General features: G+C 60.7%; 22 protein-coding genes. 7 read left to right on the top strand and 15 right to left on the bottom strand.

Going from position 1 to position 22068, the window contains the following annotated elements; translation table 11 throughout:
- Positions 1 to 21 precede the first annotated feature (21 nt).
- Entirely contained in the window at positions 22 to 621 is a 600-nt protein-coding gene (locus MB02_RS07420) for a nitroreductase family protein (protein WP_067534798.1), read from the top strand.
- Positions 622 to 687: 66 nt separating this feature from the next.
- On the opposite strand, the gene MB02_RS07415 is transcribed toward MB02_RS07420, so the two are convergent.
- Positions 688 to 1464 (bottom strand): FadR/GntR family transcriptional regulator, encoded by a 777-nt coding sequence (locus MB02_RS07415; RefSeq protein ID WP_067535086.1) that lies wholly within the window; start codon positions 1462 to 1464, stop codon positions 688 to 690.
- 141 nt (positions 1465 to 1605) lie between these two features.
- Here MB02_RS07415 and MB02_RS07410 point away from each other — a divergent pair, with 141 nt between their 5' ends.
- On the top strand, positions 1606 to 2529 hold the full coding sequence (locus MB02_RS07410; RefSeq protein WP_067534795.1) for a dihydrodipicolinate synthase family protein: 924 nt from the start codon (positions 1606 to 1608) through the stop codon (positions 2527 to 2529).
- Positions 2530 to 2590: 61 nt separating this feature from the next.
- Here MB02_RS07410 and MB02_RS07405 read toward each other — a convergent pair whose 3' ends face one another.
- The 4 genes from MB02_RS07405 to MB02_RS07390 form a co-directional block, all read right to left on the bottom strand.
- Positions 2591 to 3463 carry a Coq4 family protein gene (locus MB02_RS07405; protein ID WP_067534793.1) on the bottom strand — a complete coding sequence of 291 codons (873 nt, stop codon included), beginning with the start codon at positions 3461 to 3463 and terminating at the stop codon, positions 2591 to 2593.
- 26 nt (positions 3464 to 3489) lie between these two features.
- Positions 3490 to 5229, bottom strand: a complete 1740-nt coding sequence (locus tag MB02_RS07400) for an N-acyl-D-amino-acid deacylase family protein (RefSeq protein ID WP_067534790.1) — start codon at positions 5227 to 5229, stop codon at positions 3490 to 3492.
- Between the two features lie 68 nt (positions 5230 to 5297).
- Entirely contained in the window at positions 5298 to 6434 is a 1137-nt protein-coding gene (gene ribB / locus MB02_RS07395) for a 3,4-dihydroxy-2-butanone-4-phosphate synthase (protein WP_067534787.1), read from the bottom strand.
- A 2-nt stretch (positions 6435 to 6436) separates the two neighbouring features.
- On the bottom strand, positions 6437 to 7639 hold the full coding sequence (locus tag MB02_RS07390; RefSeq protein ID WP_067534784.1) for an acetyl-CoA C-acyltransferase: 1203 nt from the start codon (positions 7637 to 7639) through the stop codon (positions 6437 to 6439).
- 11 nt (positions 7640 to 7650) lie between these two features.
- On the opposite strand from MB02_RS07390, the gene MB02_RS07385 reads away from it, so the two are divergent.
- Positions 7651 to 7836 carry a hypothetical protein gene (locus MB02_RS07385; RefSeq protein ID WP_067534780.1) on the top strand — a complete coding sequence of 62 codons (186 nt, stop codon included), beginning with the start codon at positions 7651 to 7653 and terminating at the stop codon, positions 7834 to 7836.
- Here MB02_RS07385 and MB02_RS07380 read toward each other — a convergent pair.
- Positions 7824 to 8327, bottom strand: a complete 504-nt coding sequence (locus MB02_RS07380; RefSeq protein ID WP_067534777.1) for a flavin reductase family protein — start codon at positions 8325 to 8327, stop codon at positions 7824 to 7826. The genes MB02_RS07385 and MB02_RS07380 overlap by 13 nt on opposite strands.
- Positions 8328 to 8587: 260 nt before the next feature.
- Here MB02_RS07380 and MB02_RS07375 point away from each other — a divergent pair, with 260 nt between their 5' ends.
- A complete protein-coding gene (locus MB02_RS07375; RefSeq protein WP_067534774.1) occupies positions 8588 to 9820 on the top strand; it encodes an acyl-CoA dehydrogenase family protein in 1233 nt (410 codons plus the stop codon).
- Between the two features lie 49 nt (positions 9821 to 9869).
- Here MB02_RS07375 and MB02_RS07370 read toward each other — a convergent pair whose 3' ends face one another.
- The 6 genes from MB02_RS07370 to MB02_RS07345 all read right to left on the bottom strand — a co-directional run bounded on the left by MB02_RS07370 (position 9870) and on the right by MB02_RS07345 (position 15282).
- The gene (locus MB02_RS07370; RefSeq protein WP_067534771.1) at positions 9870 to 11945 is read right to left on the bottom strand and encodes a 3-hydroxyacyl-CoA dehydrogenase NAD-binding domain-containing protein; all 2076 of its coding nucleotides are present in this window, start codon (positions 11943 to 11945) and stop codon (positions 9870 to 9872) included.
- A gap of 69 nt (positions 11946 to 12014) precedes the next feature.
- Positions 12015 to 12485, bottom strand: coding sequence for a nuclear transport factor 2 family protein (locus tag MB02_RS07365; RefSeq protein WP_067534768.1), 471 nt, complete (start codon positions 12483 to 12485; stop codon positions 12015 to 12017).
- Positions 12482 to 13096, bottom strand: a complete 615-nt coding sequence (locus MB02_RS07360; RefSeq protein ID WP_082826032.1) for a Dabb family protein — start codon at positions 13094 to 13096, stop codon at positions 12482 to 12484. The genes MB02_RS07365 and MB02_RS07360 overlap by 4 nt, the downstream gene beginning before the upstream one ends.
- Positions 13089 to 13424, bottom strand: coding sequence for a hypothetical protein (locus MB02_RS17790; RefSeq protein WP_170304667.1), 336 nt, complete (start codon positions 13422 to 13424; stop codon positions 13089 to 13091). The genes MB02_RS07360 and MB02_RS17790 overlap by 8 nt, the downstream gene beginning before the upstream one ends.
- A complete protein-coding gene (locus tag MB02_RS07350) occupies positions 13421 to 14407 on the bottom strand; it encodes an NADP-dependent oxidoreductase (RefSeq protein ID WP_067534761.1) in 987 nt (328 codons plus the stop codon). Before MB02_RS07350 ends, MB02_RS17790 begins: the two co-directional genes overlap by 4 nt.
- Entirely contained in the window at positions 14407 to 15282 is an 876-nt protein-coding gene (locus MB02_RS07345; RefSeq protein WP_067534758.1) for an SDR family NAD(P)-dependent oxidoreductase, read from the bottom strand. Before MB02_RS07345 ends, MB02_RS07350 begins: the two co-directional genes overlap by 1 nt.
- Positions 15283 to 15623: 341 nt before the next feature.
- Between MB02_RS07345 and MB02_RS07340 the strand changes: the two genes are divergently transcribed.
- Positions 15624 to 16838 (top strand): MFS transporter, encoded by a 1215-nt coding sequence (locus tag MB02_RS07340; RefSeq protein WP_067534755.1) that lies wholly within the window; start codon positions 15624 to 15626, stop codon positions 16836 to 16838.
- 61 nt (positions 16839 to 16899) lie between these two features.
- Complete coding sequence (locus MB02_RS07335; RefSeq protein ID WP_067534752.1) at positions 16900 to 17253, top strand: RidA family protein; 354 nt, start codon at positions 16900 to 16902, stop codon at positions 17251 to 17253.
- 27 nt (positions 17254 to 17280) lie between these two features.
- On the opposite strand, the gene MB02_RS07330 is transcribed toward MB02_RS07335, so the two are convergent.
- Positions 17281 to 18480 carry an aminotransferase-like domain-containing protein gene (locus MB02_RS07330; protein WP_067534749.1) on the bottom strand — a complete coding sequence of 400 codons (1200 nt, stop codon included), beginning with the start codon at positions 18478 to 18480 and terminating at the stop codon, positions 17281 to 17283.
- Positions 18481 to 18756: 276 nt separating this feature from the next.
- Here MB02_RS07330 and MB02_RS07325 point away from each other — a divergent pair, with 276 nt between their 5' ends.
- Positions 18757 to 19995: an MFS transporter gene (locus MB02_RS07325; RefSeq protein ID WP_067534746.1), complete on the top strand. Its 1239-nt coding sequence runs from the start codon at positions 18757 to 18759 to the stop codon at positions 19993 to 19995.
- A gap of 95 nt (positions 19996 to 20090) precedes the next feature.
- On the opposite strand, the gene MB02_RS07320 is transcribed toward MB02_RS07325, so the two are convergent.
- Both MB02_RS07320 and MB02_RS07315 read right to left on the bottom strand, forming a co-directional pair.
- Positions 20091 to 21140 (bottom strand): phosphotransferase family protein, encoded by a 1050-nt coding sequence (locus MB02_RS07320; protein WP_067534743.1) that lies wholly within the window; start codon positions 21138 to 21140, stop codon positions 20091 to 20093.
- On the bottom strand, positions 21133 to 22068 hold the full coding sequence (locus MB02_RS07315; protein ID WP_067534740.1) for an SDR family NAD(P)-dependent oxidoreductase: 936 nt from the start codon (positions 22066 to 22068) through the stop codon (positions 21133 to 21135). Before MB02_RS07315 ends, MB02_RS07320 begins: the two co-directional genes overlap by 8 nt.

Below are 22068 nucleotides of genomic sequence, written 5' to 3'. Positions count from 1 at the left end.
CAGTAACGCTCAGGAGCAACTATGACATCGCACGCGGTATCCGCTTACGACGCGGAAACTCTTCCCGCGCTTGCCACCCTTCTGGAGACACGCCGTTCAGCCATGCCGGACACTCTGGTGGGGCCTGGGCCAAGTCCCGAAGAACTCTCGCATATTCTGACCATCGCGTTGCGCGTTCCCGATCACGGACGCCTCGCCCCATGGCGGTTGATCCTGATCGCAGGCGAGACCAAGCAGAGATGGCTGGAACGGCTGTTCGAGATCGCCGAAACGCGCGATGACGCTGCCAAGGCCCGAGTCTCGACACGCAAGCTGCAATCGGCGCCGCTGGTGGTGGCAGTGGTTTCATCACCGATTCCCGGCCACAAGATTCCGGAATGGGAACAGCAGTTGTCGGCCGGCGCAATGGCCATGAACCTGTTGAACGGGGTGAACGCGTTCGGCTATGGCGCTAATTGGCTTACCGGCTGGCATGCTTACGACCCGCAAGCCACCGCCATGCTCAATCTGAAGGACAATGAGCGGATTGCCGGCGTCATTGCGGTGGGCAGCGTGACAAAGCCAGCGCCCGAAAGGGAGCGGGCAACACAAGACCGCGTTGTCAGTTGGCTTGAACTCTAGACTGAAGGCACCTTATTCCGGGCAGGGCAGGTTTCCGGTTAGAAACCGCCTGCCCTGACAGGTGCGTCAGAGTTTCTGAACGTTAGCCATAACAGTGACGGAGGTATCGAATCCGTGCCTGCGCTCGCCACCACCGGAATAGTGTTCATGAATCGCCCGTTCGGCGGAATGCGCATCACCTTCCGCGATCGCGCGATAAATTCGTTCATGCTCACGTGCGAGCGAAAGACGAACCGAACGGTCGGCAAATGAACCATGGATCGACCGCTCCAGAGCGAAACGGTCCACCTGGGCCGACCAAAGCTGCTCCAGCGCGCCGACCACCAATGCCATTGTGGCATTGCCGCAATCGCTGACTAGCTCTGTATGGAACGCCCGCGCGAGCGCTATGAACCGGTCAGGGTCGTCGATCGCCGCCATGCTGGCGTCGATATTTTCGCGCAATCGCGGCAGTATCGTGCTCTCGCGATCGGGACGAAGAGCTGCCTGGGCGGCGCAAGCAGGTTCAAGCCTGCGCATCGCCTCGATCAGGTCGAGGAGGGGAACTTGCCGGGATTGCAGGACGAGCCCAAGCATATAGGCCGCATTGCCCGGCTGCGGCAGATGAATGATCGCCCCGCCGACGTTACCGCGCAACACGGTTATCAGGCCTTCGGTTTCAAGAATGCGGAACGCTTCGCGAATGGCCGGTGGGCTGACACCGAACTCGTTCATCAGTTCGTCCTGCTTAGGCAGCTGATCACCGTCGGACAGGGCACCGCTCAGTATTCGCGACCGCAGTTTCCCGGCGACGATTTCCGCAACCCTCGGCTGGCGCAGCCGCCGCTTTTTCGGTTCATTCATCGAAGCAATATCTTCCCAAAAAGGTGCCCCCAAATTCATGCCCCCAAGGCGGCGGCCAAAAAGCCTGCTTAGGCGGGTTATTTATCATTGCAAGCACTTGGATCGCACAAGATCGGCTTGCAAAAGAGAGGAGAATGCCAAATGGCCAGCAATTTGACCACATCCCGTCTGCAAACATTCACCATCAGCATCACGCCCTTCACACAGGACGGCGCGTTGGATGAAGACGCTTTCACACAACACCTCACCCGGCTGGCACAGGGGGGTGTCGGCGTTTATGTCGGTGGCGGCGGCAGTGGCGAAGGATACACGCTGTCATTCGACGAAACCGCGCGCCTGCTCGAACTGGCTGCAGGTACATTGAAGGGCAAGACTCCGATCCGTGCGATGGGGACGGAACCGCGCACCGCACGGCAGATGATCGAGTTCCTCAATCTTGCGGAAGACAAGGGCGTCGATGCCGCGCAAGTCTATTCACTCGACGTCGGTCACGGCCACGTACCGACGCCCAACGAACTGGCGAACTATTTCGGCGAGGTTTTCTCCAATTCCTCATTGCCTCTCGTGCTTTCGACTCACCAGTCCGTCGGTTACGTCATTCCGGCACCTGTCATCATCGAACTGTTTGAAAAACACGCAAATCTCATCGGCCTCAACATCAGCCACCAGGACCCGAACTATCTGAAGACCCTGGTCGATGCATTGGGCGAACGGGCGGATATCTGCGTCGGCGGACCTCATCAGGCGCCCATGGTACTTGCTCTGGGCGGGCACGGCTATCTCTCTTCAGAAGGCAACCTCGCGCCGAATCTTTGCCGGAGCGTGATCGAGGCTGCCAAGGTAGGCGACAACACCTTGTTCCTCGACCGGTGGGGCAAACTCCTTCGCCTGTTCATGGCCCTGTATGGCAATGGCGGGATCCGCGTGACCAAGGCAGTGCTTGGAGAATTCGGATTGCCCGGAGGCTTCCCGCGGTTGCCGCGTCTGCCTGTGGAACGCGATGCACTCGATCGCGCGATGAAAGTCGTCAAGGAGATCGGGCTGGCAGAAATCGAAGGCTGGTAGAAACAAAAAAGCCCCGCCAGATGGCGGGGCTTTTCCTGATCCGGGATACGATCCCGTAAAATCATTCTGCAGCAATCGGCTCTGCATCCTGTTCCGGTTTCCATTCGGAAATATGTTCGTCCCAGAATTCCGACTCTTTGGTCGTATCGATCGTGCGTGCGCCCCGGACACCAAACTTGCGCCGTGCTTCTTCGAGCGGAAGATCGAGATAATCCTCATAGCGAGGCAGGAACAGCGCATCCGAGTTGCGCCCGACTTCCATCGCGTAATTCGCGAGATCCCACATGCGGGTGAATAGTTGCGGGTAATGCAACGGGCCGCGGATGAACATCGGCACGGTCAGCAGTGTATTCTGAACGTTCAGCAAACCGGCCAGCTCGGCATCGAGATGCTGAAACAGGTTCCCATACTTCAGATAGGCGGGGATGATTTCGCCAATGTAGTCGAAACCGCCGCCGGCAAGAATGTGCATGAAATCGTGAATCTGCACACCGCGCATGAAAAAGTATTCGAAGCTGCTGCGCGGTTCGATAGCCGGGATGATATCGACTTCCATGTTCGCGCTTTTCAGCTGCTTGTACCAGATCCCGCCCAGCGAGCCTTCGGGGCACGATGCCATGTCATCACGACGCAGCGTCGACAGCCACCGGTCGTCGAGCCAGCGATCCAGTTCCGGCCAATCCTTGCGCGCCTTGTTGAACAACTCCTCGATCCGCGCATGCGGCTGAACGTCCCGCATGGCGTCGATCAGCATCGGAATGCCGAATGTCTGGGGGTTATCCTTGCCGTTACGCCGCAAGCTCTGGCTGACCACCCATTCACGAATGCGATAATCGTTCAGATAGGGTGACGAACTCACGAGGAAGCTGCTGTCGGTCTTGACCGGGGTATAGCTCCGCATGAGGTAAGGAACGTTGCTTTCGTCCTTGGACATTGTTGTTGTCTCCTCTCCCTGACGGCTCAGGCCGCCACGGACTTTGCCTGTTTGCGGATTACCGGACCGACGAATTGCCCGGGCAATTTACCCGTGAACGCTTCGTTTTCGAACGTCGGAACCCCGTTGACAAGCGTCAGCCGCATCGGGGCGGCATCGCGAGTAAAGCGCCAGGTCTTCCCACCCTTGCCATCAGGCACGTCATAGACGCGCTTGAGAGGCCGGGGCTCGATTTCATCGAGATTGAAGACAGCAATATCAGCCGCCATCCCCGCCTTCAGAACTCCGCGATCACCGAAGTTGAAGTGTTCGGCCATCTTGCCTGTCAAAGCATAGACGGCTTCTTCAAGCGTAAGATCCTTGCGGTCGACGAACTCCGTCAGCAGTAGGATATTTTCCCCGCCGCCGCACAACATCTGGCCATGCGCACCCGCGTCGGAGATCGAGCCAACCGTCTTGGCGGTCTTGAGCATTTCTACCGTCTGCTCATGCGCCATGGGATGCGGAATGCGGTTCACGATCGAATTAATACCGTTGTCGAGCACCCAGTCGGCCAAGGCATCGGACGGATGCACTCCTCGTTGTTCGGCCAGTTCCTTGAGCGAAAGGCCAAGCGGCCCTGCGCCATTTTCGGATTCGAGCAAGAGCATCGACTGCGGATTGGCCACGAGCGACTGCTTGAAGGCCTTGTTGTCCCAGCTGTCCCTTGCGCGGGCACGGAAATCGGGATCGCGCAGCAGGGCCAGCTTTTCTTCCTCAGTCGGTGCCTGAACCACTTCGTGCCAGACGTATTCGTTGGCCTGCGCAAATGACGAACTGCTAAAGAAATTGAGTGCAGTCGTCGGCGGCACGTGCGCGAAGCTCGGCCAGAAGTCGAGGCCCTGTTCACGTTGCTTTTCAGTGATCTTCCACATCTTCTCGCGGATGCTGTCCTGAAACCGCAAAAGGCCGCCTGCACCCGCCAATTGTACGCGCACATCGCGTTCGCTGCACAATTTGCCGAGCCGTTCCATTTGCTCAGGTGCCTTGAGATGGAAGAAGGTATCGAGAATGACCTGAAGCTGGCTACCGGGATTGCGGGCCAGCACATCGATCAGAGCGCTCCATTCCGCATCGTCGGCGACCAGACTGGGAACGGGACGATCCTTGCTGTCATGGTCCATCAGATTGGATGACATGCCCAGCGCACCGCCGTCGATCGCATCCTGCAGCAAATCGCACATCTTGGCGATTTCGTCCGGCGTCGCGGTCCGGTCCCACGCGTCCATGCCCATCACTGCGAGACGCATGGCAATATGGCCAGCATAACCCGCGATATTGGTGGAGGTCTTGCACTTTTCCTCGACCGACTTGCGATATTCAGACCAGGTCCGCCAATCCCAGGGAAGCATATCGAGGAAGGGCTTCATCGGGACTTCTTCGAAGAAGGTGAATATCTTCACCATCTCTTCGCGAACCTTGGGATCATCGGACACGGGAGCCGCGGTAAAGCCGCAATTGCCGATGACAGACGTCGTGACACCGAAGCCTGGCAGAGGATCGAGGCTGGGCTGCCACCACATTACCGCATCCATGTGCGTATGCGGTTCGATAAAACCGGGAGATACGATGCAGTCCGTCGCATCGACAACCCGTTCACCATCCTTGGCCTCCAGCGACTCCCCGATCGCGTCGATCAGGCCGTCACGTACACGCAGATCGCCCTTGTAAGACGGCGCACCCGTGCCGTCGACGATCGTCCCCCCTTTGATCAGAATGCTTTCCATAGTGCCTCCTCTCGTATGCCCTATTAAACTCATAATCTTTGCAATAATGCAAGGGCTAGTCCTGCCCGTCAGGGCAATGTCTCTTCTCCGGCGATCTCGATCCCGTAACCTTCCAACGCGACCAGATTGTGCGGACGATTGCTCAGCAGCACGATGCGGCTGATGCCCAGATCGGCCAGCACCTGCGCACCTATTCCATATTCCCGCAGTTCCACCTTGCGTCCGGCGCTTTCCTCGCGCCCAGCGCGGCGCGCTTCGATCACGCAAGTGGCAAGATCGGGAGCGGGAGAGGTCAGAATCACGACGACACCACTCTCCGCCCGGGAGATCGCCTGCATCGCGCGTTCAATCATTCCGCCGCCGTCATGCCTGACTTCACCGAACATATCGGCAAACGGCGTCTGCACATGCATTCTCACCCGCACCGGCTCCGCGGTATCGATGCGGCCTTTTACCAGTGCGACGATTTCGGTGCTGTTGACCGTGTTGCGGAAAGTGATGGCTTTCCATTCCCCGCCCCAGCGGCTGACGAAATCCATTTCCGCGCGCCGCTCGACGAGATGATCGTAACGCCGACGATAGGCGATAAGATCTCGGATCGTCCCGATCTTGAGATCATGAAGCCTGGCAAATGACACCAGATCATCGAGACGCGCCATCGTCCCGTCATCCTTCATGATCTCGCAAATCACGCCGGAGGGATTGAGACCTGCCAGCCGCGCGACATCGACCGCCGCCTCGGTATGGCCCGCACGCACAAGCACGCCACCCTCACGCGCAACCAACGGGAACACATGGCCGGGCGTGACAATATCATCCCGCGACTTCGTTCCATCTATGGCAACCGCAATGGTGCGGGCGCGATCAGCCACCGAGATGCCGGTGGTCACCCCTTCCGCAGCCTCGATGGAAACCGTAAAGGCCGTTTCATGGCGAGTACCGTTAGCCTGACTCATCAGGTCGAGCCCCAATTCGTCCACCCGCTGCCGCGTCATGGCGAGGCAGATCAAGCCCCGCCCGAAACGCGCCATGAAATTGATCGCATCGGGCGTGGCCATCTGGGCGGGAATAACCAGATCGCCTTCGTTCTCGCGATCCTCGTCATCGACCAGAATGAACATCCGCCCATTGCGGGCTTCGTCGATTATTTCCTCAGGTGTCGAGAGGAAATCTCCGGGGGGATGGAGTTGGGCCACAACACTCATGATCACAGCACCTCGAACAATCCGGCAGCTCCCATCCCGCCACCGACGCACATGGTGACGACCACATAGCGGACGCCCCTGCGCCTGCCCTCGATCAGCGCGTGGCCAACCATGCGTGCACCCGACATGCCGAACGGATGGCCGATCGCGATGGCCCCACCGTTCACATTCAGGCGCTCGTCAGGGATGCCCAAACGATCACGGCATGGCAGAACCTGAGCCGCAAAGGCCTCGTTGAGTTCCCACAGGCCGATATCCTCAACGCCAAGGCCATGCTGCTCCAACAGCTTCGGCACCGCATAGACCGGGCCCATTCCCATTTCTTCCGGTGCGCACCCAGCAACCGCTATGCCGCGATAGGCCCCCAGCGGCGTCAATCCTTCGGCTTCCGCCACCTTTGCTTCCACCAGAAGCGATGCCGCCGCACCGTCCGAAAGCTGGCTGGCGTTGCCAGCAGTTACGAAACGCCCTTCGGATATCAGTTCCCCGCCGGACCAGACGGGCTTCAGCTTCGACAGTCCTTCGAAAGTGGTGCCGACGCGTGCGCCCTCGTCAGTCATCAACTTGACGTCGCGCGGCGTCGTAGCTCCACTTTCCTTGTCAGTGACCAGCATGGTGGAAGCCAGTGGCGCGAGCTCGTCGGCGAAGTGGCCTTTTTCCAGGGCATGCGCATAACGCTGCTGACTTTGCGCGGCATAGGCGTCCTGCGCTTCACGGCTGACGCCATAGCGTTCCGCGACAAGCTCCGCCGTCTCGATCATCGCGATATACATGTGCGGGCTGTGTTCGATCACTGCACGCGATACGGCACGATAACTGTTCTTGTGTTCGTTCTGAGTAAGGCTGATCGATTCGACACCGCCACCCACGGCGACATCCATGCCGTCATGGACGATCTGCTTCGCGGCGATTGCTATTGCCATCAGGCCGGAGGCACATTGGCGATCGACCGACATGCCCGATACCGTTTGCGGCAGACCGGCCGCCGCAGCAGCAAGACGCCCTATGTTATAGCCTTGGGTTCCCTGCTGCGACGCGCAGCCCATCACCACGTCTTCGATCCGCGCGGGATCGATCCCGGCTCTCTCGACCGCGGAGGCGACCGCATGGCCCGCCAGCCGAGGCGCCCCTGTGTCGTTGAACGAGCCCCGATAGGCCTTGCCTATCGGGGTCCTCGCCGTCGAGACGATAAGTGCTTCCCGCAATTCGTTTCTCCATGATGAAGCCGCAAACCGGCTTTCTCTTCACGGATTCCCGTACCAAGCGCACAACCGAAACCGCCAATACTGTTGGACGATCAACCGTGTCGCGTTACGGCATCGCCCGACAGGCGCCGGGCAGCGCTCTTCCCGTTGGCAACGAGATTGCCGGGGAAGCCGGAACGGAAGCTCAGCCGCCGTAGAAGACCTTGTCGCCCAGATCCTTCATTTCCAGAACGGCGGCATCCGCACGCCCTTCCGGCTCACGCATCACCTTCGCATCGGTCACTTCCGCCACGATGATATGGTGATCGCCTTCCTCGACGATCGTCACCAGCTTGCATTCGACTGCCGCAGCCGCGCTATCGAGTGCCAGGATGCCGTTTGCCGCGGAATGCACAGGCTCACCGGACAGCTTCCCATCAGCGAATTCAGCAGGCTTGAAGAATGCGAACGCTGCACCCTGCTGCCCTTTGCCCAGGATATTCAGCACGGCACGACCACTGGCCTTGAATGCGCTGTACGTGCCCGAATCCGCTTTAACCGCCATGGCAAGAAGGGGCGGCGAGAATGACGTCTGCGTTACCCAGTTGACGGTCGCAGCGGACGGCGCGCCTGCGGCATCCTTGGTCGTCAGCACATAAATGCCGTAGGGGATCATCCGCAGGGCGGTTTTCTTGGCTGCTTCATCCATTTCGTCAAATTCTCCCGGTTCGCCATATTCGGCGGCAGCGTTGTGGCGCCCTTGTCAGGCACCGTTGGTTCGGCCGGAGAGTCCACATATTATCCGCGATCGAGCAATTGCCGGTTTGCGATCAGAGCGATCCGCCATCCATATTCGACACCCCGGAAACCACCGGGCAGTCCGCCAAGGTATAATTCGTGCTGCGCGACACGAACCGGGCAGGAACAGCAAACCGGGCCGCCGGGGCCCATGGGACGGATGGGAAAAGCATGGATTTCGAGATCTCCCCCACGCAACAGCAATGGCTGGATCGGGTCAAGGCATTCATGGCCGAACACGTCGTGCCCGCCCGTGGCCGCTATGAAACCGAACTTGCCGAAGGATCGACCCGCTGGAAGGTCTTGCCCGTGATCGAGGAACTGAAAGCCAAGGCCCGGGCGGAAGGCTTGTGGAATCTGTTTCTCCCGCCTTCGGCAGACCATGACAGTGACGACTATCATGGCGCGGGGCTCAGCAATCTCGATTACGCGCTGTGCGCGGAGGAAATGGGCCGCATTCCCTGGGCGTCGGAAGTGTTCAACTGCTCTGCCCCGGACACCGGCAACATGGAAGTGCTCCATCGTTATGGCAGCGATGACCAGAAGGCCCGGTGGCTGCGCCCGCTGATGGACGGTGAAATTCGTTCGGCGTTCGCGATGACGGAACCCGATGTTGCCAGTTCGGACGCCACGAATATCGCGACCCGGATCGAGCGCGATGGCGATCACTATGTCGTGAACGGCAGAAAGTGGTGGATTTCGGGCGCAGGCGATCCACGGTGCGAACTCATGATCGTCGTCGGGCTCAGCAACCCGGACGCAGAGCGTCACCGGCAGCACAGCCAGTTGCTTGTGCCCGTCGGCACCGAAGGTGTGACGATCGGCCGGGCCCTGCCCGTATTCGGTTATGATGACGCACCGCACGGTCATTGCGAGGTCGTTTTCGAGAATGCCCGAGTCCCGGTCGGCAACATGGTGCTGGGCGAAGGGCGCGGGTTCGAAGTGGCCCAGGGGCGGCTCGGGCCGGGCCGCATCCATCACTGCATGCGAGCCATCGGGCTGGCGGAGATGGCACTCGACGAAACTGTGCCTCGCCTGCTCTCCCGAACGGCCTTCGGCAAGCCGCTGTCTGAGCAATCAATCTGGGAGCAACGTATTGCCGAAGCACGCACGCAGATCGAAATGACGCGGCTCCTCTGCCTGAAAGCCGCCGATATGATGGACAAGGTCGGCAACAAGGCCGCCCAGCGCGAAATTGCCATGATAAAGGTGGCAGGGCCAAAGCTTGCCGTGAAAGTTCTGGATGATGCCATTCAGGCCCACGGCGGCGGCGGCGTTAGCGATGGTTTGCCCCTCGCCTCCGCATATGCGCTCGCGCGTACACTAAGGCTGGCTGACGGCCCCGACGAAGTACACAATCGTGCGATCGCGAGACTGGAATACAAGCGCTTCAAGAAGCGCTGACCGGATTCCCCCCCCCGGCCCCCGCTAGGAGGGCCGGGGGGACAGGCAACTAAGCGTTGAGAATCTCGAACGTTTCGCCACGCGCGGCCAGATCCACAAGCAAAGGCGCTGGTTCCCAGGCCCAGCCATGACGGCCAGCCGCATAAGTCCGGATGCTCTCCAGCACGGCGGGCAAGCCGATCACATCAGCATGGAACATCGGCCCACCCCGCTCCCTCGGGAAGCCATAGCCGTACAGATAGATCATATCGACGTCGACCGGACGGTAGGCGATACCCTCCCCAACGATGTGGGCCCCTTCGTTCACCATCGCGAGGACACAACGACTGACAATTTCCTCGTCGCTGATAGTCCGCCGTTCCAACCCGATTTCGGCCGAATACTCGATGATAAGGCGGTCGATTTCCGGATCGGGTTCGGCAGTGCGGCCATCGGGATAGAGGTAAATGCCCTTGCCCGTCTTCTGTCCGAAGCGGCCCATTTCGCAAATGCGGTCAATCACGCCCGAATAAGGGCGGTCGGGCTGCTCAACCGCGCGACGCTTGCGGACGGCCCAGCCGATATCCTGCCCGGCAAGATCCATCGTCCGGCATGGACCCATTGCCATGCCCCATGCCTCCATCGCGGCATCGACCTGCTGCGGCAGCGCACCCTCTTCCAGCAGGAACCATGCTTGGCGCAGATATTCCTCGAAGATGCGATTGCCGATAAACCCGTCGCACACCCCGGCGACAACGCCGACCTTGCCGATCCGCTTGGCGAAATCCATTGCGGTGACCAGCACTTCGGGGGCGGTAGCCTTGCCCCGCACGACTTCAAGCAACCGCATGATGTTCGCTGGGGAGAAGAAATGCAGCCCCACCACGCGAGACGGGTCGCTAACGAACGCCGCGATGGCATCAAGGTCCAGCGTCGAGGTGTTGCTGGCCAGAATGGCCTCCGGCTTGGTGATCCGGTCAAGCGCAGTGAACACTTCTTCCTTTACGCCGATGTCTTCAAACACCGCTTCGATTACGAGGTCCACATCCCCCAGTGCATCGAGGCTGCCAGCCGGGGTAAAAGCGGCCAGCCGCGCATCGGCCTTGTCCTGAGCGATCCGCCCCTTGTCGACGTCGCGTTGAATGGTCTTGGCGATTGTTGCACCGGCCTTTGCCAATGCCTCCTCGCGCAGTTCGACCATTGTCACGGACAGCCCCGCATTAAGCAGCGCGATCGTAATGCCAGTACCCATCAGCCCACCGCCAACGACGCCGACCCGGGCAATGGGCCGCGGCCGCACATCGGAGGAAAGCCCAGGAATACGGGCAACTTTGCGTTCGCCAAAGAACACATGCCGCAGGCCCCGCGACGCTTCCGATGCCATGAGTTCTCCGAACAGCCGCGCTTCGACCGCCAGCCCCGACGCGAGATCATCCGACAGCGCCGCGACGCAATCGACAATGCGCGCCGGTGCCTGGCTCAACGCGCCCGGGCGCAATTTGGCCCGCGCCGCCTCGACAGCCTCCGCCTTGTCCGCCGGGACGGGCAAGGCCCCTGAAGGGCGTACCGGCGGCAATGCCTCGGCCGCAAGAGCAAGTGCGGCTGCCACCACATCGCCTTCCACGACCTTGTCGACGAGACCGATTTCCAATGCCCGCTCGGCAGAAACAGGCTTGCCCGACAGCATCATATCCAAAGCTGCCGCAGCGCCCGTCAGACGCGGCAGGCGTTGGGTTCCCCCGCCGCCCGGCAGAAGCCCCAGAGTGACTTCGGGCATGCCCAGCTTCGTACCTGCCTGCGCAATCCGATAGTGGCCGGCCATCGCCAGTTCCAGCCCGCCGCCCAGTGCGACGCCATGGATCGCCATTATCACCGGCTTGCCGGAATTTTCCACTCCAAGCTGCATGTTCCGAAGGGTATCCAGCGATGCCGGATCACCGTCGAAATCACCGATATCCGCGCCGCCGCAGAACATTCTCCCCTCACCGGCGATGACAATGGCGGCACAGTCCTGATCGGCCTCGGCAGCCGCAAACGCGTCGCCGATCTCAGTGACGAAACCGTTCCCCACCGACAAGGCGTTGACCGGACCGTTCCCGATCCGCAGGACAGTGACGGCACCGGCCGCTTCCTTCGTAACCGACATTCATTTCTCCTCAGAATTGGTGTTCGTTCGCCTGGCCGGACTTTACCAGAAGCCGGCGGATTACAGTGTTCAGGGGCAAGCGCTTCGCCCCCGGATGATCTCCACGGGCCCTTCGGTCAGGAAATTGCGATAAAGGCGTTCGGCCACCCGCCAGCCGGACGGGGTCCGGCGCCAGCGATCGTCATACTGCCCCCAGCAACTGTAGCGCAGGCCTTCGAGGTGTTCCCGGCCGGCATGCACGGCATAGAAATGCGCCTTTGCCGCCGCCTGATCGCCATCCGGTTCGACGCGGATATTGAAGACATTGTGCTGCGTTCCGCCACACAGCGATTGCGGCCCCATATTTCGGTGTAGCCGTTCCACGAGCGGGGCAAGACCCTTTTCCAGAATGCCGTTGGAGCTGCGGTAATCCTGCACCGCATCAGCCATGAACACATCGGCAAGATCGTCGAATGCCTTGGCGTCGATCACCTCGCAATAGCGGAAATAGACCTGCTCGATGGCACGAATATCCCACAGAATATCAAGTCGATCCGTCATGGCCTCCTCTCATGCCGGTCATTGTACGCGAAAGCATGGCAGAGGCCGGGATCGATCACAAAATCGGGATGTTCGGGATCGAACCAGCGGTCGACCTGTCCCCAGTGGCAGGGGGCCATCATGTAGTCCTTTGTCAGGCCTTCCAGACGGTCGAAGCCCTGTTCCCAGACATGACTCCATGCAAATCGCCCACAGCTCTGCGTCACGCGCCCCAGCCGCCAGCCACGTATCGCCGCAATCCGGCGAGGCATGGCCGCGGTTTCCGCTTCGAAAGCCTCAAGACGATCCGCGCTCGCCCGAGGCAAGGCATGGAACAGAGCAGCCCGGTAAACCGGGGAAGCCAGCGGATTGCCTTCGCCGGCCACCATATCGAAAACAGCACCGTCATTGCAGGAAACGGCTGCATCGAGCCGGTCGCCAAGTCCGAAAGACGGATCGGCCGAACCTGCATCCGATACCGTCGTCCTGACAATCAGGTCACCCCCGTTCCGGCCACCAGACAATGATGGGGCAACGAGTGCGCAACTTTCCCGAAGTGATGCAACGATTGCCGCCCGTTCACGAGCCCCCGCCTCATCACGCCAGGTCAACAAGGCCACCAGCTCAGCCACGGGCAAGCACATCGAAACAGGTCTGGTCGGCCATCGTGTCGCGACGGCGCGAGGCAACCCTGCAATCCAGTTCGGCCCACAGTTCATGAACGTCCGGATCGCGGCGGCCAAGATTGTTCTTGGCCCAGAACGCCTCAGCGTCAGCCAGACTCCAGAGAAAGAACAGCCGGTTTGCACCATCGTCCAGCCACAGGGGTGGTGAAACCAGACTATGCACCAATGTCATGCCGCGCGCGATCGCTCCGGGCACGTACCGCTCGTGACAGAACGCATGGAGTGCTTCCCCGTCACCCGGATGCGATTCAAACTGGTCAAGGATGAAAATCATGCCCATCCCTGCTCCAGATCGACAACCAGCTTCCCTCGAACGTGGCCTTCGCGAAGGCGCGCCAGCGCGTTCGCAGCCTCCCGGACAGGCAGCGTTTCGATTGCCGGCAACCGCAGGTCTCCCTCCGCCAGCCTGGCGACAAGAGCATGCAATTGATCCGCCTCCCGCTCGCGATTTGACATTGCAGTGACCATTCGAATGCCGCGCCGTGCGGCCTCCGCTGCTGTAGGGCGGGGTTCATCGGGCACCAATGTTCCGATTGTGACAAAGGCCCCACCATCCCGGACGAGGTCGAGCGGATCGGTCAGGACGCCTTGCCCGACCGTATCGAGCACGACATCGACACCATCCGGAAACATCGTCCACAGGGCCCGTTTCCAGTTTGCCCATCTGTAATCGAGCGGCAATGCTGCGCCCAGATCCGCCAGATAGCCATGATTGCCCACCCGTGCCGTTGCGGCAACGCGCGCGCCTGCCATTACCCCGAGCGAGACTGCGAAACTTCCGGTCCCGCCAGCGCCGCCATTGACGAGAACCGACTGGCCTGGCGCCAGAGCACCCGCACAAAACAGCGCTTCCCAAGCGGTAATTCCGGCAGTCGGCAACGCGGCCGCCTCGATAAAGCCGAGCCCGTCGGGCAAAGGTGACACCAGATGGCCCGGAACGGTAACCAACTCCGCACAGCCGCCGGCCCCACCCCGCCCGACAGCAGTCTTGGCGACCACGCGATCGCCGCTCACAATGCCGCTCACGCCTGCTCCAACGGCCTCGACGACACCCGCCGCATCAAAGCCCAGCGCATAAGGGAATATCGGCGTGAAGACTGGGCTGAGCCATCCTTCGGCCAGCTTCCAGTCGGCAGGGTTGAGCCCCGCTGCATGAACCCGTATCCGCACCTCGCCTTCATTCAGTGCCGGAATGCCCATATCCACGATATGAACACTCTCCATGCCATTGAAACCGGTGATAGCCAGCGCCCTCATCAGTCCTCGCTGACCAGATGCGGCATCAGTTCGGTGCCCGATACCGGCGTCGCTGGATAACGCCATTGCGGCGGCACGGGTGGCGGCAAGGTTTCCCGGCCATCGAGCCCGCGAACGGTCAGGCCTTCGGCTGCGGGATAATGCATGCTGAACGCAGTCAGGCCTGTCCGCTCCGCCGCCGGTCTGTGACATAGCGCAAGGACGGTTTCGGCCAGATATTCCACTCGTTCGGTCGGATAATCGGCAGGCAACAATGCATCCGCACCGGGCGTGCGGATCGCAGTCGATGGGGAGGCCATGTTGACCGCGATATTTTCATCGAGCAACGCAGCGGCCAGTCCCTGCGTGAAGCGCACCAGCCCCGCCTTCAGCGCTGCGTAAACGCAGTCCTGCCCGGCCCGCGATCCGGCAGTAAACGGGATCGCCGGGGGCAACGCGGTAATCGAGCCGATGTTGACGATCCACCCCGCCCCATTGCGCCGCATCACTGGAAGCACGGCCTGGGCAAGCAGGATCGGCGCACGCAGATAGCTGCCCATCATCGCGTCGATTGCAGCGATCGGCAGATCCCCAAACGAGGCATAGTGGGCCGAGCCCGCGTTGTTCACCAGAATGTCGAGCCTGCCGCCCATAGCCTGTACCTGCTCAGGCAAGGCACGCAGGAGGGTATCGTCACTGATATCGGCGGCAATCGGAAAGGCCCGCCCACCCGCAGCCTCGATCAGTGAAACCGTGTTCAGGAGATCGCCTGAAAGACTACGGGCCACCACCGCTACCGTAGCCCCTTCGGCAGACAGCCTCTGGGCTATGGCACGGCCAATCCCCCGGCTCGCCCCGGTGACAAGCGCAACCTTGCCTTGCAAACACCCCGACATCTGCCTCCCTTCGATTCACCGACCGCCATGCTATCGCTACCCGCCTGCGGCGTGGGACATAGTTTCGGCATCACTCGGTTCTCTCCGCGACATGGCGGCGGATCGGGGCATTGAGAAAGGACATTCGAGGCACGTCCCATCCTATTTCGCGACGCAACCGATCACGCGATGGCATCAGGACGCAATCATACGAATAATACACTGATTCTACTTATATTTTTATATCTTCACTTCAGCCATCCATCGCTCCTCTGCTTGTGCCCATTGTCGGCGCGGCGTAGCCAGACCAGAGCAGAATCTGATCAATGCCCATGAGGCAATAATCGCGGCGGGAGAGCCGAATGAACCACGAACAAACGCCTCCTCGAATGAATATCATCGCCCTGTGCGCGTTGATAAGCGGCTCTTTCTTCGTTGGTTCGATGCTGACAATCGTCATCCCGATCCTGCCCGATATCGCGGACGGCCTGTGGGACGGATCGGTTGGCAAACTGCCGGTGCAATTGCTTATCGCCGTGCCGATGGCGGGTCTCGTCTGCGGCGGTCTGCTCTCCACGGTGGTCTTCGCACGCTGGCACGCCAGAACGGTGTTGATCGGCGGGATGATTGTCTTCGGGATTGCGGGTTCGGTCGGGATCTTCGGCAATGCCACGGCATTGGTGGTGTCACGCTTCATCATCGGCGTCTGCTCCGCCTGCATCGCCGCCGCATCGACCAGCCTGATAGGTGAATTCGTAACCGAGGAACGGCGCCCCCGCGTGCTAGGTGCCCAAATGGCTGGCGCGTCAGTGATGGGTGTTCTGGCGATGCTCGCCTCCGGCGCGATCAGCGACGCCTATGGCTGGCGGGCGAGTTTCGCCCTCTTTCCAATGATCGCACTCCTTGGCGTGTCAGGCGCATCGCTGGCGCCGAAAAGTGCGCTGGTGAAGAAGATGCCGCAGGGGCCATCGGGCCCAGGGCTGAGATCGCAATTGCTATCCCTGTGGCCGGTACTGCTGTTTGTCTTCCTGCTGAACACAACCGCATTCACGACCAATTCGCAGGCGACTTTCGTACTCGCCGATCAAGGCATCGGCTCTGCCGGAGGGCGTGCACAGATCATGGGCATCAATCAGGTCATGATCGTAATGGCCGCCATTGCTTTTCCGGTGGTCCGCAAGTGGGTCGGCCAGAAGACAGTGCCGATTGTCGTTCTCTTTCTGATGGGGGGAGGTCTCATCACACTCGGCATCAGTCAGTCGGTAGTGCAGGCGGCAATGGCATTGGGATTGCTCGGAATCGGCAACGGCCTGTTGTTTCCGTTTCAGTCGAGCATGCTTCTGCAACACGCCAGCGCCGAAGCGCGCGGGGCGGGCGCGGGGCTGATGGTGAGCGCACAATTCATCGCCGACGCGATCAATCCGCTGGTGCTCGGCCCGCTCATCCTCTCGATCGGACTGCATGAAACGATCGTGATCGTCGGTATTGCCGCGCTCCTCGCCGCTGGGCTGTGGGGCGGAGGCAGAGGGCTGCGCTGGATAGCCGGCCGGGGCGCGACGCCGCGCGATGCAGTCTGAGACAACAGACTGGTAACACACGGCCGTAGAACACAGGCCACATTGAAAGGTATCACAGACGATGAATGATATTCGCCGGATCGGAAACATGGGCCGCATGAGCAACGCAGTGGTGCACGGCGGCACTGTCTATCTGTCGGGCCAGGTGGCGATCGACAACCGGGGCAAGAGTGCGGAACTGCAAGTCGAAGAAGTCCTTTCGCGGATCGACGCACTGCTTACGGAAGCAGGCAGCGACCGCTCCCGCATGCTCAGCGCGCAGATCTTTGTCGCCGATCTGGCGATTCTTCCCACGCTGAATGCCGCATGGGATCAATGGCTGCCCCAGGGCGCGGCACCGACACGCACGACCATCCAGGCCGTGCTTGCCTCGCCGGCATACCAGCTTGAAATAGCGGTTACGGCCGCGCTCTAGCCGCTTGCGAACTGGCGTGCCGCTGCCTCAGTTCGGTGCAGCAAGGCAAAGGCGCGCCAGTTCGCCAAAGCGCGCCACGCCCTCCGCCGCCTGTTCGGCATCGATCATGGAAAAACTGAGACGGATCGAACGCGCGCAGCCGGGGTCGATCGGATTGGTTTGCGGATGGAACGCCTGGCCCGCGACAACGGAAACCTCCCGTTCCAGAAGCACACGCTCCGCGAATGCGGCTGCATCAAAGCCTTCCGGGAAGGTCACCCACACGTAGAGCCCACCTTCGGGCGAAGTCCACTCGACCCCTGCGGGCATATGCCGGGAGAGCGCAGCCAGCATGGAATCCCGGCGTTCCCGATACGCCTGCCTGACCATCGCGAGATGTTCGTCCAGCCCGCCCTCCAGAACTTCCAACGCCAGCATCTGGTTGAGCGCACTGGTCGCAAGATCCGCCGCCTGCTTTATCAGGACCAGTTTGCGGATCACTTCGGCCGGGCCGGCCAGCCAGCCGATCCGCAATGATGGAGCGATTATCTTGGAAAAGCTGCCCGCATGGAGGAATGGCGATTGCTCCACCCCGCCGCACTGCTGCGCAGCGGTGACGAACAGCGGAGGCAGGGATTCCCCTTCGTAGCGCAGTTGTTCGTAGCACCCGTCTTCAAGCACCGGCATTCCACGCTCTCGCGCAACGTCGATCAGGGACTGCCTATGCTCCGCCGTCATCGACAGACCCGTGGGATTGCAGAATTCCGTGCCGACATAAGCGAACTTCGCATCCCCGGTGTCACGACCGAGCGGGACATAGCGCGGCTCGTAAGCATCGAACGCACGCAGCGCACCGACGAACGCCGGTATTTCCACCATGACCGGATCGCCCGGCGCAAGAAACAACCGCGCCACGAAATCCAACCCTTGCTGTGATCCGTTGGTAATCATCACATTGTCGATGGAACAGGCCGCCCCGCGCCGGGTCTGGTAATCGGCCACCCACTGTCGCAGCGGAGCATGTCCCTCGCTCGGCGCATAGCTCAATGCCTGGCGCGCACGCGCGGAGTCATTCAGGATCGCACTGGCCGCATCAGCCAATGCCGCCTCCGGAAACAGAGCCGGATCGGGCAACCCGCCGCCAAGGTGAATGATGTTGCGCTGCCCGAGCAGTTTCATCTTTTCGCGAATGTCCGAAGCAACGACATTCTTCATCCGCGAGGCATATCGGCCATTCCAATCAATCATCCTCTATCTCCGGATCGGCGCCACTGTCGACGGGCGCTCTATTTTCGCCGTTCCCGACAGGCCCGCATTCGGTCCGTTCCGGGATCGCGTCGATCAAGGGACCATAAATGACAGTGGTGGGCCCGCAATCCGCCAATCGAGCGGATTGGATCGAAAAGCGTCATCGCTTTCATGCCAAGCTGCGATTTGACTGGATCAGCCTGCAAGTCATCCTCATGATGAGCGAAAACCACCAGCTTGGGTGGTCACAAGATATTGAGAGAAAGTGGGGAGAGAATGGCGGGCATTTCAATGGCCGAGGCAGGTACTGCGGAAGCAGAAGAGCCCATGGGGCAAGCCTCCGAGCTTCCCCGGTGGCGGCGTTGGCTGATTATCGCCTTCCTGCTGACCGGCGCGGTGAAGACCACCATGGTATTCACCACAGTGGTACCGGTCCTGCCCCTCATCTCGGACCACTTCAGCGGCAGCGGGGACGATGTCCTCAATGCACAGATCCTGGTTACGATCGGGCCGGTGGGCATCGCCGTATCCGGCATTATCGCAGGCTGGATCGTCAGTCAGGGCAGACTGCGCCTCACGCTCTTCCTCTCGTTGGGAATGTGCTGCCTGACCGGCCTGGCCCAGTTGGTGATCGACAATTTCTATCTCCTGCTGCTCAATCGCTTCTTCCTGGGGCTGGCCGCAGGGTCGAGCGACGTCGCAATAACCAGCATCATGGCAGCCCAGTTTTCGGGCAAGATGCGGTCTCGCCTTATCGGCTTCCGACAGGCTATCGGCTCCGCAGGCACCGTAGGAACGATGCTTCTGGCCGGGTGGCTGGCGGATCATTTTGGCTGGCGAGCCCCGTCATGGATGTTCCTGTTCCCGCTGACGACACTGTTCATCGCGATGATCGCGTTCGACCGGCCTATCGAAGTCATCAAGCGCGCAGTGGCTACGGAGCGGTTTTCACTGCTGCAGCTCTGGCCGATTTTCCTGTTCGTCATGATCATGACCGCAGCCCACACGATGCCATCGTTTCAGATCCCGTTCCTGTTGAGGGAAAACGGCATTACCAGCGCCGTCCTGATTTCGCGGGTGCCGGCGCTTTCCGCCTTCATTTCGATCCTTACCGCGATGGCATTCGGCTTTGTCTACAATGTGACCGGCCGGGGCACGCTGGTCATATCCGCCACCGCCATGGGCATTGGCTTTATCGGCATATCGATGGCTACGACCTATGAGATGATTCTGTTCTGGATCGTTATCGAAGGGATCGGCGCGGGGCTGACCACACCGTTCTTCCTTGCCCGCCTGCTCGATCGCGTGAACGCGGAACAGCGCAGCACTGCCATCGGGTTCAAGATGACGGCAATGTTCCTCGGTCATTTCATCAACCCGCTGGTCGTCGCGCCGCTGCGCCATAACTTCGGCATTCACGGAGCATTCTCGATCATCGGCGGCGTCATGGTGATTGGCGCGAGCCTGTTCCTGGTCCGGATCATACTGACCCGTCACAAGGAAACGATCCTCTAGGAGAGCGACTGTAATCTCATTGCACGGGCAAATGAAAAAGGGGCCGGGCTATCTGAAGCCCGGCCCCTTTTTCGGCCATTATCGGCCAATGGCTATCAGCCCCTGGTCTGCGCCAGAGCCAGTCCAGCAATCCGTTCGAGCTGCTCCACCGCTTCGGCTGCATGCGGCGAACTGGCGTTGCCGCGCAACATACGGCCCTTGATTCCGTGAATGATCGCAGCCAGCCGAAACAGGCTGAAAGCCAGGTAGAAATCCAACCGCTCGATGCCGTCGCGGCCGGTACGGCGGCAATATGCCGCAACGTAGTCCGCTTTGCTCGGGATACCTTGTGCTTTGAGATCCAGCCCCAACAGGCCGGTCGAGAAGCCGGGCGGCATATGGTAAACCATCAGGTGATAGGCGAAGTCCGCAAGCGGATGACCCAGCGTGGAAAGCTCCCAATCGAGCACAGCCAGCACACGCGGTTCCGTCGGATGAAACAGCAGGTTGTCGCAACGATAATCGCCATGAACGATCGCCACGTCGTCACCAGGCGGAATATTCGCCGGCAACCATTCGATCAATTCATCCATCGCGGCCACACGTCCCGCATCGGCGTCGTTGAGATATTGCTGCGACCAACGGCCGATTTGCCGTTCGAAATAATTGCCCGGCCGTCCATAGTCGGCCAGCCCGACGTCCGCCGGACTGATCGTGTGCAACCTTGCGATCACCTCGTTCATCGCGTCGAAATAGGCCGCCCGCTCCTCACGCGGGACTTCGGGGAATGCGGTATCCCAGAATGTCCGGCCCTGCACATGCTCCATCACGTAGAACGGCGTGCCGATCACCTCGCCATCTTCGCACAGACCGAATGGACGCGGCACCGGAAACCCGGTGGGATAGAGGGCGTCGATCAAACGATATTCACGCTCAATCGCATGAGCGCCCTTCAGCAGCGGCCCTGGCGGCTTACGGCGCAGGACATAATTACGCCCTTCCGCCCGTAGCAGATAGGTCGGATTGGACTGCCCGCCGCCAAACTGCTCGACCGCATACAATCCGCCGAAATCCTCGACATTGGTGCGCAGCCACTCTTCCAGACGATGCTGGTCAAAAGCGAACCCTTCCCGGATCGGTCCCGGGCCACGCTCTGCATTAGCCATCGGCTGGCAACCTTGAACGCAGCGCCCGGGCGGCCTGGAACATGGCCGCCTCGTGCTGTGATTGCAGGACTCCGGTTTCGGGGACCATTTCCCCTTCCCGGTCGGACAACTCATCCATCGATGCCAGCAGCCGTTCGGCGGCATCTTCTCCCGAGCCGACGTAAACCCCGCGCGTAAGCGTGATATACGCCCGCTCGAAACTGCCCGCCCCGGCGCACATGATCATGCCGTTAGGAGCCTGAGGCGAAGCCAGCGCGAGTACACCCGCAGACACGCTTTCGGGCGACAGGGCCTCGAAAGTTTCCTCGTCCATGATGTCTTCCGTCATCCGGGTTGCCGCCGATGGCGCGAGGCAATTGACATGAATGCCGTATTTCTGCCCTTCATGGCGCAATGTGTTCATCAGGCCGACCAAGCCGAGCTTGGCCGCACCGTAATGAGACTGGCCGAAATTCCCGTAAAGACCGGATGACGAGGTGGTCATCACCACCCGGCCATAGCGCTGCTCCCGCATGGTTTCCCACACTGCTTTGGTGCAGTTGGTCGATCCCATCAGGTGAACCTCAATCAGTGCACGGAAATCGGCAAGGTCAAGCTTCGCGAATGTACGGTCGCGCAGGATGCCCGCATTGTTTACGAGAATATCGACTCTGCCCCATTTGGCCTTGGCCTGATCGACCATCGCACTGACCTGTTCGAAATCGGTCACGCTGGCGCCGTTGCCGATGGCTTCACCGCCAGCCGCCTCGATTTCGGCGACGACAGCATCGGCCATGGCCGTGCTGCCACCCGTGCCGTCGCGCGCGCCGCCAAGATCGTTGACCACGACCTTCGCCCCCCGGCGTGCAAGCAACAGCGCATGGGCGCGGCCCAATCCTCCCCCGGCGCCGGTGACAATCGCTACCTGCCCCGTCAAATCGATTTGCAT

This window comes from Croceicoccus estronivorus (assembly GCF_001625325.1).
Lineage (GTDB): Bacteria > Pseudomonadota > Alphaproteobacteria > Sphingomonadales > Sphingomonadaceae > Caenibius > Caenibius estronivorus.
This window is presented reverse-complemented; position numbering and strand designations above follow the sequence as displayed.